This window comes from Allobosea sp. NPDC055594 (genome assembly GCF_053618995.1).
Map to the genome: position 1 here is coordinate 36,015 of NZ_JBSHIO010000018.1, position 13,681 is coordinate 49,695.

Genomic DNA, 13,681 nt, shown 5'->3' on the forward strand with positions numbered 1-13,681 from the left:
GCGGTTAGCAGAGCGGCCCCGCCCTGGCTATGCCCGCCTCGTCACCAAAGCAGAGACGGCACGCCGCCAAGCAGGCGGCGCGCCTGAAGACGTCAGGCCATGTACTGGCCGCCATTGACGGCGAAGGTCGCTCCGGTGGTGAAGGCGCCGGTATCCGAGGCGAGGAAGACCACGGTCTGGGCGATCTCCTCGGGCTTGCCGAGCCGGCCGACCGGGATGCCGGCGACGACGCGCTTCAGCGCCTCCTCCGGCATCGCCGCGACCATGTCGGTGCCGATATAGCCCGGCGTGATCGCGTTGACCGTGATGCCCTTGTTGGCGTTCTCCTGCGCCAGCGCCTTGACGAAACCAATATCGCCGGCCTTCGCCGCCGAATAGTTGACCTGGCCCATCTGGCCCTTCTGGCCGTTGATCGAGGAGATCACGATGATCCGGCCGAAGCCGCGCCCGCGCATGCCCTCGATCACCGGGCGGGTCATGTTGAACAGCGAGTCGAGATTGGTGCGGATGACGTCCGACCATTGCTCCTTGGTCATCTTGTGGAAGAAGCCGTCGCGGGTGATGCCGGCATTGTTGACGAGGATGTCGACCGGCCCGACCTCGGCCTCGACCTTGGCGATGCCGGCGGCGCAGGCGTCATAGTCGCCGACATCCCATTTATAGACGGGAACCCCGGTCTCGGCCTTGAACTTGGCGGCGGCCTCGTCATTGCCGGCATAGCTCGCGGCGACCTTGTAGCCGGCCTCCTGCAGCGCCTTGCAGATCGCCGCGCCGATGCCGCGCGTGCCCCCAGTCACCAAAGCAACCCTAGACATCCTCTGCTCCTCCCTTCGGGCCGGCCCCTCGGCCGCTTATTGTTGCGAGAGATCAAGACCGGGCTCGTAGGCCCGGTCCACATCCTTGATGATCGCCTGCCCGCAGATCACGCGCCCCGCCTTCTCGTCATCGGTCAGTGTCCGGGGGGCCGGAGCATGACGCCGAAAAGTGCGAAGCGGTTTTCGGGGCGACGTCATATTCCAGACGACAAGTTTGAGAGACCGATTCAGATGTCAGGCCATGATGGCCTGACATCATCGGGCTCTCGACCACCCAGCCACGGCTCAGCGCCTCCGAGACCCGGTGACAGAACGATGCGTCATCGGGTCCGGTCAGGTAGCGGTAGAGCGTGGTCTGCTTGGGCATGGCCGGCGGCTCAGCGCTCCACTGCCAGGGCGACGCCCATGCCGCCGCCGATGCACAGCGTGGCGAGGCCCTTCTTGGCGTCGCGCTTGGCCATCTCGTGCAGCAGCGTCACCAGGACGCGCGCGCCCGAGGCGCCGATCGGATGGCCGATCGCGATCGCGCCGCCATTGACGTTGACGATGTCCGGATTCCAGCCGAGGTCCTTGTTGACCGCCAGCGCCTGGGCCGCGAAGGCCTCGTTGGCCTCGACGAGGTCGAGGTCGCCGATCTTCCAGCCGGCTTTCTCCAGCGCCTTGCGCGTCGCCGGGATCGGCCCGGTGCCCATGATCGCCGGATCGACGCCGGCCGTCGCCCAGGAGGCGATGCGGGCGAGCGGGGTCAGGCCGCGCTTCGCCGCTTCCTTGGCGGTCATCACCACCAGCGCGGCTGCGCCGTCATTGATGCCCGAGGCGTTGCCGGCAGTGACGGTGCCATCCTTGGAGAAGGCGGGCTTGAGCTTCGCCATCGCCTCGATCGTCGCGCCATGGCGCGGATACTCGTCGGCATCGACGACGATGTCGCCCTTGCGGGTCGAGACGGTGAAGGGGACGATCTCGTCCTTGAAGCGGCCAGCCTTCTGGGCCGCCTCGGCCTTGTTCTGCGAACCGACGGCGAAGCGGTCCTGCTCCTCGCGGCTGAGCTGCCACTTGGTCGCGACGTTCTCGGCGGTGGTGCCCATATGGTAGCCGTGGAAGGCGTCCCAGAGCCCGTCCTTGATCATCGTGTCGATGAACTTGGTGTCGCCCATCTTGGTGCCGTTGCGCAGATGCTGGGCATGCTGCGACATCGACATCGATTCCTGGCCGCCGGCGACGATGATGTCGGCGTCGCCATTGGCGATCTGCTGGAGACCGATGGCCACGGCGCGCAGGCCCGAGCCGCAGAGCTGGTTCAGCCCCCAGGCGGTCGCCTCCTGCGGGATGCCGGCGATCATCGCGGCCTGGCGGGCCGGGTTCTGGCCCTGACCGGCGGTCAGGATCTGGCCCATGATCACCTCGTCGACCTCACCGGCCTCGACCTTGGCGCGCTTCAGCGCCTCCTTGATCGCCGCCGCGCCGAGATCGTGAGCCGGCGTATTGGCGAAGGCACCGTTGAAGGCGCCGACGGCGGTGCGCGCAGCGCCCACGATCACGATGTCATTGTCAGCCATGGGCTCGTCCTCCGGTTCTCTCATGCCTTCCGCGCCCGGCGGTCCGGCAAACTCTCCCCCGCACCTTCGAAGGGCGCGGCGACGCCGTCAAGACAGCCATCGGGCGAAGCCTATCATCGAGGCAGCGGCAGGCATCGCCGCCCTGGCGCTCAAAAAACTTGCAGCCGGTGGCCGACAGGCTATCGTCACGCTAGGGAACCGTTTCCGGCGCCGCTCCCATCCCGGGGCGGTCGGTCGGTGCAGGGCGCGTGGATATCTATGGCCAGCGACAAAGAAGCGACCGTCATCAAGAAATACGCCAATCGTCGGCTGTACCACACGGGCACAAGTTCCTATGTCACGCTGGAAGATCTCGCCGGCCTGGTGCGCAATGGCGAGGATTTCGTCGTCTACGATGCCAAGAGCGGCGAGGACATCACCCGCTCGGTGCTGGCCCAGATCATCTTCGAGGAAGAGAGCAAGGACGGGCAGAACCTTTTGCCGATCGCTTTCCTGCGCCAGCTGATCCGCTTCTATGGCGACAGCATGCAGGCACTGGTGCCGCGCTATCTCGAATTCTCGATGGAGAATCTGGCCAAGGAACAGAACCAGTTCCGCGAGCAGATGAGCAAGGCCTTCGGCGGCGGGACTTTCGGCACCGGCGCTCTCGACGCGATCCAGGCCCAGACCCGGGCGAACATGACCATGTTCACCGATGCCTTCCGGCTGTTCAATCCCTTCGCCGCGGCCGGCGCCAAGGCCCAGGCGGAAGCCCCTCCGGCCACGCCCGAAAATGCGGAACTCGGCGATCTCAAGCGCGAGCTTAACGAGATGCGCGAGATGCTGGACAAGCTCGCCAAGAGCAAGTGAGGCCGGACGAGCGAGGGCGGCTCTATAGCATCGGACCGAAAAGTGGATTCCACTTTTTGGAAAATTCCGATGCGGTAACAATGAGATAGATCACCGTAACCGCGTCCGAACGGACGCGCGGCGATCTAAGGCATCGACCTGGGGCCGGCTTCGCCCTGCGGTCCATGCCGAAGCCTCAGATCGCCTCGGAAAGCGGCGCGACCAGGGCCGGACTGGACTGCCAGAGTTCGGCCTTGCCGACCAGGTGACCTTGCAGATAGGTCACGCCCCAGTCGCGCAGCATCGCGGCCTGGAGATCGTCGTCGACCCATTCCGCCACCGTCTCGACCTCGAGATGGCGCGCGAGATCGAGCAGCGTGCGCACGAAGAAGCGATCATCGGTCGAGCGCCGCAGATTCTGGGTGAAAGCGCCGTCGAGCTTCAGGATGTCGATCGGAAAGGCGCGCAGATGCCGCAGCGAGGTATGGCCGGCACCGAAATCGTCGATCGCGACGCGCGCGCCCTGTTCCTTGATCCGCGTCAGCAGCTTCACCATCCGCGCGGAATCGGCGATCGTCGCCGTCTCCGTGACCTCGACGATCAGCCGCGACGCCTCGGAGCTGCGGCCTCGGGTGCAGGCGAGGAAGGCATCGAGCCATTCCGGGTCGGCGAGCGAGCGCGGCGAGACATTGACCGAAAGCCTCAACCGCGGCTGCTCGGCCAGCAGGGCCATCACGAGCTCGAGCACGCGATGATCGAACAATCGGATCAGTCCGCGCCGCTCGAGCAGCGGGATCAGCTCGGCTGTGGCGAGGAAGCCCTGTCCCTGCGCCCGCTCCACCCTGAGCAGCGCCTCGCTGAAGACATGGCTGCGCGTGACCGCGCTGACCACCGGCTGCAGGGCCAGCCGGACACGGCGTTCGTTGAGCGCCGTCACCGCCTCCAGATCATGGGCGGCCGAGGCGCCGACGCTCTTGCGCACGACATTACGCCGCGCGATCACCGCTTCGTCGACAGCGCCGGCCTTGGCGCCGGCGAGCGCGCTCTCGGCCGCGGCGACGAGGGCGCCGCCCTCACGCGCGAAATCCGGCGCGATCGCCGCCCCGAGCCGCAGCCGCGCCAGAGCGATGCCATGCGAGGTCTCGATCGCCGAACTCGCCACCGCCTTGATGAAGCGCTGCGCCGCGACTTCGACCTGCGCCGCCGGGCAACCTGCGAGCAGGATGGCGAAGCGATTGCCGGAATAGCGCATCAGCTGGTCGCGCCGGCGCATCACTGAACGCAGCCGCTCCTGCACCTCCTGGATGATCTCGTCGGTCGCCTCATGGCCGAAATCGTCATTGAGTCGGGCGAGCTCGTCGATCGCGCCGATAAGGACCACGAGGCCGCGCTCCGCCGGCAAATGCTCGGCCAGCGCCGCCTCGACATGCTCGACCATAGCGGAGCGGTCGCAGAGATCGTGGTGATCGACATCGAGTTCCTGTGGCCGCACCGCCCGCTCGAGGCGCAGTACGCCGCGTGCGCGCGCCGGGCGGCCATCCATGCCGGCGAACCAGCGCCCGGCATCCTCGATCCACATCTTGCGGCCGGCGAGGTCGACCGCATAGCGCGTGCGATAGGTCACCCCCTCGCCCGAATCCTGTGCGCCCGCCGAATGGATCGCATCATAGCGGCTGCGCCCGCTTCCCGGCTCGACCAGACCGGCAAAGGCGAGGCCACGCACCAGCACCGTCGGCGCGACCGGGCCGAGGACCTCTGCGACGTTCGGGCCCCAGTCCAGCGCATCGGTGGCGATGTCCCAGGTGTAGACCACCTCGCCGATCGAAGAGAGCAAGCTGCGCGGATCGACGATCTTCTCGTCGCGAGAGCCGAAAATGGAAGGCACGGGCATCGGACGACGGCCTCGGCGACGGGGGGGCCGTCGGACCCGGATTCGAGAGAGCGGAATCTGTCCCGAAACGATGCATCTCTCTGGCTTAACGGACGGTTAAGCCCGGCCTCGTGCTTGCAGCCTCCAGCCCCGGACAGTCCTGGCGTTTCGGAGCGGCACAATGAGCAAAGAGGTCTGGAACGGCTCTTCCGAGCGGCGCAGTTCCGAACGGCGGCGTCCGCATGCGCCGCTCGTGCCGGCCGCTTTCCTGGTGCAGCTCGCCGCCAGCCATGCCGGGATCGGCCCGTTCGCCAGGCGCAGCCTGGAGACACCCGCCGCCGCAGCCGGCCATTATCGCAAGGCGGCGGGCACAGCGTCCCGCACCACCCGCAGCGCGCCTCGCCTGGCCTGAGCGGCCCGCAATCAGGCCCGCTCGCACCCGCAAAACGAAAAAGCCGGCCTGACGGCCGGCGTTCTCAAATCACTCGGGACAAGCGGGCCGCGCCCGCTCGTCCTCAGGCCTCGGTCTTGGCCTTCAGGACCTGGCGGCCGCGATACATGCCCGACTTCAGGTCGACATGGTGCGGACGGCGCAGTTCGCCGGAGTTCTTGTCTTCGATATAGGCAGGCTGCTTCAGCGCGTCGGCCGAGCGGCGCATGCCGCGCTTCGACGGCGAAGTCTTTCTCTTCGGAACGGCCATGGTACTCTCCATCATGCCGCCGCCGGAGGCGCTGGGCTTTCGCCCGCACGACCTGTGCGACGACGTCACATTCGTAAGGTGGCAGGCCTTTACACGCTTGCGCGCGCTCTGGCTAGAGCTCCCCGCCGAAAATCTGGCAAGGCCGCCGCGCTCCGGCGCGGCAGCGCACAGTCGCCGAGCGGCCCGAGCTGCTGCATGCGCCGCTGCACGCGCCCTGCCGCGGCCTGCAGGGCGCGGTTCGGCCGGCCTGGATTGCGCAGGATCGGATTGGGCAACGCCCCGGCGAGGCGCGCCGCCTCCGCCGGCGTCAGCTTCGCCGCCGGCTTGCCGAAATAGCGCTGCGCCGCTGCTTCCGCGCCGAAGACGCCCTCGCCCCATTCGGCGATGTTGAGATAGACCTCGATGATCCGCTGCTTCGGCCAGGCGAGGTCAATCGACAGGGCGATGGGCAGCTCCAGCGCCTTGCGCAGATAGGAGCGCCCAGGCCAGAGGAAGAGGTTCTTCGCGGTCTGCATGGTCAGCGTCGAAGCGCCGCGGCTCGGCCCGTCCTCGTCCTGAAGCACGGCATTGAGCTCGCCCCAGTCGACGCCTGCATGGCTGCAGAAGCGCTGATCCTCGGAGGCGATCACGGCACGGACCAGATGCGGCGAGATCTGTTCCAGCGGTACCCAGTCGCGATTCACCTCGCGAAAACTCAGCCAGCGCCCGAGCATCAGTGTCGATGGCGCCGGAACGAAGCGGTAGAGCACGAGCGCCACGCCGAAGCTGATCGCCAGAGCCAGCATGGTCATCGTCAGGATGCGGATGATTCGCGTCGCGAGGCCGTTGCGCTTCGGTCCCGGATTGCCTGCCATTCCTGTCATGCCCCACGCTTGACGATGAAGCCCGCCTCCTGCAAGCCCCAAAACGCTGGGCACCGGCCCGGCAAGCGAACGCGAGAGGGCCTGATGAGTTCCGCAAAGACCGCCTCCGAGGAGGCTCTTGCCGCCGGCCTGGCCGAGACCGCCGATGCCATCGAGGCGCTGCTCGCCAGCCTGCTGCGCGATGAGCCGGAGGCCGGCGAGATCCATCGGCCGGCGCGTCTGCTGGCGGCGATGCGTCATGGCGCGCTCGGCGGCGGCAAGCGCCTGCGCCCCTTCCTGGTCGCCGAGACCGCCCGCATCTTCGGTGTCGATCGCGCGCAGGCCCTGCGTGCCGGCGCGGCCGTCGAGCTCGCCCATTGCTATTCGCTGGTCCATGACGACCTGCCGGCCATGGATGATGACGACATCCGCCGCGGCCGGCCGACCGTGCACAAGGCCTATGACGAGGCGACGGCGATCCTCGCCGGCGACAGCCTGCTGACGCTCGCCTTCGACGTCCTCTCTGACCCCGCCACGCATCGCCACGGCGAGACGCGCGCTGCATTGGTGCTGATGCTATCGCGCGCGCTCGGTGCCGGCGGCATGGTCGGTGGCCAGATGCTCGATCTGGCGGCCGAAGGGCGCTTTCCGGCGGAAGGCGCGCCTGCGCGCCTCGGCGAGGCCGCGATCCTGCGCCTGCAGGCGATGAAGACCGGCGCGCTGCTGGCGGCGAGCGTCGCGCTCGGCGCCCGTCTCGGACACGCCGATGCTGAAAGCATGACAGCGCTGACGGATTACGGCCGGGCGCTCGGAGCGGCCTTCCAGGTCGCCGACGACATTCTCGATATCGAGGCCAGCCCTGAGCAGATGGGCAAGGCGACCGCCAAGGACGATGCCAGGGGCAAGGCGACGCTGGTCGCCGCGCTCGGCCTCGAAGCGGCCAAGCGCGAACGCGATCGCTTCAGCGAGGCGGCCGTGGCGGCGCTGACCGAGTTCGGGCCGGAGGCGGCGATGCTGCGGGCGGCGGCGCGCTTCGCCGCCAACCGCAAGAGCTGAGCCCGCCCTGCCCGGGCGGGCGCCACGCCGCGACGAGGCTCGCCCCGCTCAGACCGTGACCTGCGTACCGACCTCGACCACGCGTCCCGTCGGGATCTGGAAGAAGTTGGTGGCGTCGGTCGCGCTCTTAGTCAGGCCGATGAAGAGATTATCCTGCCAGACCGGCATGCCCGAATTCGGCGAGGCCTTGATCGAGCGGCGCGACAGGAAGAACGAGGTCGACATGATGTCGAACTTGAAGCCCTGCTTGCGCAGGATGGCGAGCCCCTTGGGAATGTTCGGGCTCTCCATATAGCCGTAGACCATCTCGACCCGCCAGAAATCCTCGGTGATCCGCGACAGCCTGACCCGCTCGCTCTCGGCGACGCGCGGCGTATCGGCCGAGCGCACGGTCAGGATCACGTTGCGCTCGTGCAGCACCTTGTTGTGCTTGAGGTTGTGCAGCAGCGAGGCCGGCGCCGTCTCTGGATCGCTGGTCAGGAACACCGCCATGCCCTTGACCCGGTAAGGCGGGCTCTTGGTCAGCATGCCGACCAGTTCGAGCAGGGGCACGTCGGTCTTGCGCGTCTTGTCGAACAGGATCCGCGTGCCGCGCACCCAGGTCCACATCAGCACGGTCAGCGCGATCGCGAACAGCACCGGGACATAGCCGCCGCTGAACAGCTTAAGCAGATTGGCGGAGAAGAAGGCGATGTCGATCAGCAGGAACGGCACCAGCACCAGCGAGGTCGCCAGCAGGCTCCAGCGCCAGCCCCGCCAGATCACGATGAAGGCGAGCAGCGAATCCACCGCCATCGCGCCGAACACCGAGATGCCATAGGCGTGCGAGAGATTGGAGGAGGTCCTGAAGGTCCAGATCAGCAGCAGCACCGTCAGCAGCAGCAGCGTGTTCATCCGCGGGATGAAGATCTGGCCGGAGGTATGTTCCGAGGTGTGCCGGATCTCGAGCCGCGGCAGCAGGCCGAGCTGGATCGCCTGCCGAGTCAGCGAGAAGGCGCCGGTGATCACCGCCTGACTGGCGATGATGGTGGCGATCGTCGCCATGATCACCAGCGGCAGGGTGAAGCCCTGCGGCGCCAGACGGAAGAACGGATTCTCGATCGCCGAGGAATCGGAGAGGATCAGCGCGCCCTGACCGAGATAGTTCAGCCACAGCGCCGGGAAGACCAGATAGAGCCAGGCGCCGCGGATCGGCCCGCGCCCGAAATGGCCCATATCGGCATAGAGCGCCTCCGCCCCGGTCACCGCCAAGCAGACCGTGCCGAGCACGGCGAGCGACAGGCCCGGATGGTCGACGAAGAAGCGCAGGCCATGATAGGGATTGATCGAGGCCAAGACCCCGAGATCGTCGGAAATATGGTAGATTCCGAGCCCACCCAGGGTCAGGAACCAGAGCGTCATCACCGGACCGAAGAAATTCGCGACCTTGGCCGTGCCGCGGCTCTGCACCAGGAAGAGCGCGATCATGATCACTGAGGCGATGCTCACGACATAATCGTCGAGCACCGGCGTCACCAGCTTGATGCCCTCGATCGCCGAGAGCACCGAGATCGCCGGGGTGATCACCGCATCGCCATAGAACAGCGCCGCCCCCGCCATGCCGAGGAATAGCACCACGCCACCGCGGGACCGGCCGAGCGCACGCTGCGCCAGCGCGACCAGGGTCAGCGTGCCGCCCTCGCCGTTATTGTCGGCCCGCAGCAGCAGCACGACATATTTCAGCGTCACGACGCTGACCAGCGACCACAGGATCAGCGAGAGCACGCCGAGGATGACCTCGCGCGGCAGCGGGCCGGCGAGCGTGACGTCGACCGCACCGCCATGGCCGCCGGAGGCGGCGCCGGTCGCGGCCAGGATCGTCTCGCGCAACGCATAGAGCGGACTGGTGCCGATATCGCCAAAAACCACGCCGAGCGCGCCGAGCGCCAGCGCCGCATAGCTATGCGAGGAATGCCCGCCATTTACCGGCTCTTCGAGCCCGAAACGGTCCCCGTCCGGCTTGGCAGGGGCCGGATTCTGCTGGTCATGACCCATCAGGGACGCTCCGCGGATGCTGCGATGCAGCGAAAGGCCGGGGCCTCTAGCACAGCCCGTCTCGCCCGCCTAGGCGCAAGCCCAGCAAAGCCACAGTCGGCTCGCGGCTATTCCGCCGCCTTGCGCAACTCATAGGCCTGCCCGTAGCGCCGGCCGATATACTCGTCGACCATGGTCTTGAACTCGGTCGCGATGTTGGCGCCGCGCAGGGTCGTGACCTTCTTGCCATCGACGAAGACCGGTGCGGTCGGCGCCTCGCCCGTGCCGGGCAGCGAGATGCCGATATCGGCATGCTTGGATTCGCCGGGGCCGTTGACGATGCAGCCCATCACCGCGACGTTCAGCTCCTCGACGCCGGGATAGCGCAGTTTCCACTCGGGCATCGAAGCGGCGATCCAGTCCTGGATGTCCCGCGCCAGCTCCTGGAAAACCGTCGAGGTCGTGCGCCCGCAGCCCGGACAGGCGGCGACCTGCGGCACGAAGGCCCTGAAGCCCATGGTCTGCAGCAGCTCCTGCGAGGCCTTGACCTCGAGCGTGCGGTCTCCGCCCGGCTCCGGCGTCAGCGAGAAGCGGATCGTGTCGCCGATGCCGTCCTGCAGCAGCACGCCGAGCGCCGCCGAGGAAGCGACCAGCCCCTTGGAGCCCATGCCCGCCTCGGTCAGGCCGAGATGGATGGCGTAGTCGCCGCGCGAGGCCAGCATCCGGTAGACCGCGATCAGGTCCTGCACGCCCGAGACCTTGGCCGAGAGGATGATCCGGTCGCGCCCGAGCCCGATCTCCTCGGCGCGCTCCGCCGAGAACAGCGCCGAACGCACCATCGCCTCGCGCATCACGGCGCGCGCATCAATCGGCCGCGGCGACCTCGCATTGATGTCCATCAGCCCGGTCAGCAGCTCCTGGTCGAGCGAGCCCCAATTGGCGCCGATGCGCACGCTCTTGCCGTGTTTGATCGCGAGCTCGACGATCTGGCCGAACTGCCGGTCCTTCTTGTCCTTGAAGCCGACATTGCCGGGGTTGATCCGGTATTTCGCCAGCGCCTGCGCGCAGGCCGGGTGATCGGCCAGCAGCTTGTGCCCGATATAGTGGAAATCACCGATCAGCGGCACGTCGATGCCGAGAATGTCGAGCCGCTCTCGGATATGCGGCACCGCCGCCGCCGCCTCGTCGCGGTCGACCGTGATCCGCACCAGCTCGGAGCCGGCCCGCGCCAGCGCCGCGACCTGGCCGACCGTCGCCGGGATGTCGGCGGTGTCGGTATTGGTCATCGATTGCACGACGATCGGCGCGCCACCGCCGACCTTGACGTGCCCGACCATGACCGGGACCGTGCCCGCCCGCGGCGCGGGCGCGGCATGCGGACCTTCGGGCAGGCAGATCTGGAGCGGCTCGGTCATGAAGAAGGTCCGGATTTCAGGGCCGGGAACGGTTCACTGCGGCTGAACTGCGCCCTTGAAGGAAAATCGTCAAGCAGCGTCGGCATGACGACAATGCTCACAGCGTCCGACGATCTCCACGACCTGATAGGAAGGCTTGAACTGCCGGGCCTGCGCCATGCCGCGGATCGCGCCGCGCATGGCGGGCGAGGCATCCTCGTCGACCCCGCCGCAGACCTCGCAGATCAGGAAGGCGACCGCCTCGTCGGCGCCATGGCCGTGCGGGCAGGCGATGAAGGCGTTGCGCGAACTCAGACGGTGCACGAAGCCCTGCTCGACCAAGAAGTCGAGGGCGCGATAGATCGAGATCGGCGCCAGCCGGCGCCCGCCCGGCGGCGAAATCCGGTCGGCGAGATCATAGGCGCCGACTGGGCGGTGGTCGGCATAGAGCGCCTCGAGCGTCTTGCGCCGGATCGGCGTCAGCCGCAGGCCGCGCTCGCTGCACACCGCCTCCGCCCGGGCCAGCCCCGCCTCGGCCTGGCCGGCATGGTCGTGCGCATGCCGGCAGCCGCCCTCGGCATGGGCGTGCTCATGGCTGTGATCGTGCGCATCTGGCTGCATTTTTGTCATGTTGCGTTGCAATATCACATAAGGCACCGTCCGGCGACCAAGTCTCGCCGACTGGCGCGGCCGCCCTCGCCGCCTGTAAGCTAAGCAATTCCCCGCCCCTTGTCAGGAGCCGCCCGCAATGTTCCTCAAAGACCGCACCGCGCTCGTCACCGGCTCCACCTCCGGCATCGGCCTCGCCTATGCCCGCGCACTCGCCGCGGAGGGCGCCAATGTCGTGATCAATGGCTTCGGCGATGCCGCCGCGATCGAGAAGGAACGGGCCGGCATCGAGACCGAGTTCAAGGTCAAGGCGCGCTATTCCGCGGCCAATATGATGAAGCCCGACGAGATCGCGGCGATGGTCGCCGAGGCCGAGAAGGAATTCGGCGCCATCGATATCCTCGTCAACAATGCCGGCATCCAGCATGTCGCCCCAGTCGACGAATTCCCGCTCGAGAAATGGGACCAGATCATCGCGATCAACCTGTCCTCGGCCTTCCACGCCACCCGCGCCGCCCTGCCGAAGATGAAGGAGAAGGGCTGGGGCCGGATCATCAACACAGCCTCGGCCCACGCCTTCGTCGCCTCCCCCTTCAAATCGGCCTATGTCGCCGCCAAGCACGGCATCGCCGGCTTCACCAAGACGGTGGCGCTCGAGGTCGCGACCAGGGGCATCACCGTCAACGCCATCGCCCCCGGCTATGTCTGGACGCCTCTGGTCGAGAAGCAGATCCCCGACACGATGAAGGCGCGGGGCCTGACCAAGGAGCAGGTCATCAACGATGTGCTCCTGACCGCCCAGCCGACCAAGCAGTTCGTCACCGTCGAGCAGGTCGCGGCGCTCGCCGTCTTCCTGTGCACCGACGCGGCGAAGTCGATCACCGGCACGACCCTGCCGATGGACGGCGGCTGGACCGCCGCGTGACCGGCCGCCGCCAGCGCCGCGTCCCCCAGGTCAAGGGCCTCGCCGGGCCGAAGGCGGAGAAGTCGGTCAACCTCGCCCTGCAGGGTGGCGGCGCCCATGGCGCCTTCACCTGGGGCGTGCTCGACGCGATCCTCGCCGATGGAAGGATCGCCATCGAGGCGATGACCGGCGCCAGCGCCGGTGCGATGAACGCCGTCGTGCTCGCCGAGGGCTGGCTCGATGGCGGCGCCGACGGCGCCCGCACGGCGCTGGAGAACTTCTGGCGCCGGATCAGCGTCGACGGCAAATATGGCGGCTCCGAGCGCTCGCTGCTCGACACCATGCTCGGCGCCTGGAGCAATGGCCATCCGCCCGGCCTGATCTGGTTCGAGATGTTCTCGAAGATGGCGAGCCCCTATGACGTCAACCCGCTCAACATCAACCCGCTGCGCGGCGTCATTTCGGACCTTATCGACTTCGACAAGGTGCGCGGCTGCGCCGACGTCAACCTGTTCATCGCCGCGACCAATGTCCGTACCGGCAAGATCAGGGTCTTCACCCGCCAGGAACTCACCGCCGACCATCTGATGGCCTCGGCCTGCCTGCCGATGCTGTTCCAGGCCGTCGAGATCGACGGGCAGGCCTATTGGGACGGCGGCTATATGGGCAACCCGGCGCTCTACCCCCTGTTCTACGAGGCGCAGGGTGACGACATCCTGCTGGTTCAGATCAACCCGCTCGAGCGCAAGGAGCTGCCGACCAATGCTCGCGCCATCCAGGACCGGCTGAACGAGATCACCTTCAACGCCTCGCTCCTGCGCGAATTGCGCGCCATCGCCTTCGTCAACCGCCTGATCGATGCCGGCAAGCTTTCGACGGCCGATTACAAGCGCGTTCTGATGCACCGGATCGATGGCGGCGCGCCTCTGGCGCAGCTCACCAGCTCCTCGCGCCTCAGGGCCGAATGGGATTTCCTGCTGCGCCTGCGCGATATGGGGCGCAATGCCGCCAAGCGCTGGCTCAAGCGCAATTACGACGCGATCGGCAAGCAGGGCACGGTCGATCTCAAGGACGCGATCGACTGAGAGCGAAC

The 13,681-nt window shown here is 67.3% G+C and carries 13 protein-coding genes and 1 pseudogene; 5 read left to right on the forward strand and 9 right to left on the reverse strand.

Annotated elements, in window-relative coordinates:
• Window positions 1-92: 92 nt before the first annotated feature.
• The 3 genes and pseudogenes from phbB to ACWGRX_RS23900 form a co-directional block, all read right to left on the reverse strand.
• Window positions 93-815, reverse strand: coding sequence for an acetoacetyl-CoA reductase (phbB, locus tag ACWGRX_RS23890; RefSeq protein ID WP_291639003.1), 723 nt, complete (start codon window positions 813-815; stop codon window positions 93-95).
• 274 nt (window positions 816-1,089) lie between these two features.
• Window positions 1,090-1,182, reverse strand: a pseudogene (locus ACWGRX_RS23895) (DUF1737 domain-containing protein); the annotation flags it as partial.
• A gap of 10 nt (window positions 1,183-1,192) precedes the next feature.
• Window positions 1,193-2,371: an acetyl-CoA C-acetyltransferase gene (locus ACWGRX_RS23900; protein WP_291639002.1), complete on the reverse strand. Its 1,179-nt coding sequence runs from the start codon at window positions 2,369-2,371 to the stop codon at window positions 1,193-1,195.
• Between the two features lie 258 nt (window positions 2,372-2,629).
• Between ACWGRX_RS23900 and phaR the strand changes: the two genes are divergently transcribed.
• Window positions 2,630-3,220 carry a polyhydroxyalkanoate synthesis repressor PhaR gene (gene phaR / locus ACWGRX_RS23905; RefSeq protein ID WP_452119604.1) on the forward strand — a complete coding sequence of 197 codons (591 nt, stop codon included), beginning with the start codon at window positions 2,630-2,632 and terminating at the stop codon, window positions 3,218-3,220.
• 175 nt (window positions 3,221-3,395) lie between these two features.
• On the opposite strand, the gene ACWGRX_RS23910 is transcribed toward phaR, so the two are convergent.
• Window positions 3,396-5,090 (reverse strand): EAL domain-containing protein, encoded by a 1,695-nt coding sequence (locus tag ACWGRX_RS23910; protein WP_452119605.1) that lies wholly within the window; start codon window positions 5,088-5,090, stop codon window positions 3,396-3,398.
• A gap of 160 nt (window positions 5,091-5,250) precedes the next feature.
• Between ACWGRX_RS23910 and ACWGRX_RS23915 the strand changes: the two genes are divergently transcribed.
• Window positions 5,251-5,481: a hypothetical protein gene (locus ACWGRX_RS23915; RefSeq protein WP_452119606.1), complete on the forward strand. Its 231-nt coding sequence runs from the start codon at window positions 5,251-5,253 to the stop codon at window positions 5,479-5,481.
• Window positions 5,482-5,584: 103 nt separating this feature from the next.
• Here the strand turns inward: ACWGRX_RS23915 and rpmF are convergent, their stop codons facing one another.
• Both rpmF and mtgA read right to left on the reverse strand, forming a co-directional pair.
• Window positions 5,585-5,770, reverse strand: coding sequence for a 50S ribosomal protein L32 (gene rpmF, locus ACWGRX_RS23920; RefSeq protein WP_291638998.1), 186 nt, complete (start codon window positions 5,768-5,770; stop codon window positions 5,585-5,587).
• A gap of 89 nt (window positions 5,771-5,859) precedes the next feature.
• The gene (mtgA, locus tag ACWGRX_RS23925; protein ID WP_452119607.1) at window positions 5,860-6,633 is read right to left on the reverse strand and encodes a monofunctional biosynthetic peptidoglycan transglycosylase; all 774 of its coding nucleotides are present in this window, start codon (window positions 6,631-6,633) and stop codon (window positions 5,860-5,862) included.
• Window positions 6,634-6,717: 84 nt separating this feature from the next.
• Between mtgA and ACWGRX_RS23930 the strand changes: the two genes are divergently transcribed.
• Complete coding sequence (locus ACWGRX_RS23930; RefSeq protein WP_452119608.1) at window positions 6,718-7,668, forward strand: polyprenyl synthetase family protein; 951 nt, start codon at window positions 6,718-6,720, stop codon at window positions 7,666-7,668.
• A gap of 48 nt (window positions 7,669-7,716) precedes the next feature.
• Here the strand turns inward: ACWGRX_RS23930 and ACWGRX_RS23935 are convergent, their stop codons facing one another.
• From ACWGRX_RS23935 to ACWGRX_RS23945, 3 genes are all read right to left on the reverse strand, one after another.
• A complete protein-coding gene (locus ACWGRX_RS23935; protein ID WP_452119609.1) occupies window positions 7,717-9,702 on the reverse strand; it encodes a potassium transporter Kup in 1,986 nt (661 codons plus the stop codon).
• A 107-nt stretch (window positions 9,703-9,809) separates the two neighbouring features.
• A complete protein-coding gene (gene ispG, locus ACWGRX_RS23940) occupies window positions 9,810-11,096 on the reverse strand; it encodes a flavodoxin-dependent (E)-4-hydroxy-3-methylbut-2-enyl-diphosphate synthase (protein WP_452119610.1) in 1,287 nt (428 codons plus the stop codon).
• Between the two features lie 69 nt (window positions 11,097-11,165).
• Window positions 11,166-11,696, reverse strand: a complete 531-nt coding sequence (locus ACWGRX_RS23945; RefSeq protein ID WP_452119611.1) for a transcriptional repressor — start codon at window positions 11,694-11,696, stop codon at window positions 11,166-11,168.
• 127 nt (window positions 11,697-11,823) lie between these two features.
• Between ACWGRX_RS23945 and ACWGRX_RS23950 the strand changes: the two genes are divergently transcribed.
• Both ACWGRX_RS23950 and ACWGRX_RS23955 read left to right on the forward strand, forming a co-directional pair.
• A complete protein-coding gene (locus ACWGRX_RS23950; protein WP_291638993.1) occupies window positions 11,824-12,609 on the forward strand; it encodes a 3-hydroxybutyrate dehydrogenase in 786 nt (261 codons plus the stop codon).
• Window positions 12,606-13,673: a patatin-like phospholipase family protein gene (locus ACWGRX_RS23955; RefSeq protein WP_452119612.1), complete on the forward strand. Its 1,068-nt coding sequence runs from the start codon at window positions 12,606-12,608 to the stop codon at window positions 13,671-13,673. Before ACWGRX_RS23950 ends, ACWGRX_RS23955 begins: the two co-directional genes overlap by 4 nt.
• Window positions 13,674-13,681: the final 8 nt, after the last annotated feature.

Coding starts and splice junctions, on each gene's coding strand:
- phbB (WP_291639003.1), bottom strand. CDS start 815: ATGTCTAGGGTTGCTTTGGTGACTGGGGGCACGCGCGGCATCGGCGCG.
- ACWGRX_RS23900 (WP_291639002.1), bottom strand. CDS start 2,371: ATGGCTGACAATGACATCGTGATCGTGGGCGCTGCGCGCACCGCCGTC.
- phaR (WP_452119604.1), top strand. CDS start 2,630: ATGGCCAGCGACAAAGAAGCGACCGTCATCAAGAAATACGCCAATCGT.
- ACWGRX_RS23910 (WP_452119605.1), bottom strand. CDS start 5,090: ATGCCCGTGCCTTCCATTTTCGGCTCTCGCGACGAGAAGATCGTCGAT.
- ACWGRX_RS23915 (WP_452119606.1), top strand. CDS start 5,251: ATGAGCAAAGAGGTCTGGAACGGCTCTTCCGAGCGGCGCAGTTCCGAA.
- rpmF (WP_291638998.1), bottom strand. CDS start 5,770: ATGGCCGTTCCGAAGAGAAAGACTTCGCCGTCGAAGCGCGGCATGCGC.
- mtgA (WP_452119607.1), bottom strand. CDS start 6,633: ATGACAGGAATGGCAGGCAATCCGGGACCGAAGCGCAACGGCCTCGCG.
- ACWGRX_RS23930 (WP_452119608.1), top strand. CDS start 6,718: ATGAGTTCCGCAAAGACCGCCTCCGAGGAGGCTCTTGCCGCCGGCCTG.
- ACWGRX_RS23935 (WP_452119609.1), bottom strand. CDS start 9,702: ATGGGTCATGACCAGCAGAATCCGGCCCCTGCCAAGCCGGACGGGGAC.
- ispG (WP_452119610.1), bottom strand. CDS start 11,096: ATGACCGAGCCGCTCCAGATCTGCCTGCCCGAAGGTCCGCATGCCGCG.
- ACWGRX_RS23945 (WP_452119611.1), bottom strand. CDS start 11,696: ATGCAGCCAGATGCGCACGATCACAGCCATGAGCACGCCCATGCCGAG.
- ACWGRX_RS23950 (WP_291638993.1), top strand. CDS start 11,824: ATGTTCCTCAAAGACCGCACCGCGCTCGTCACCGGCTCCACCTCCGGC.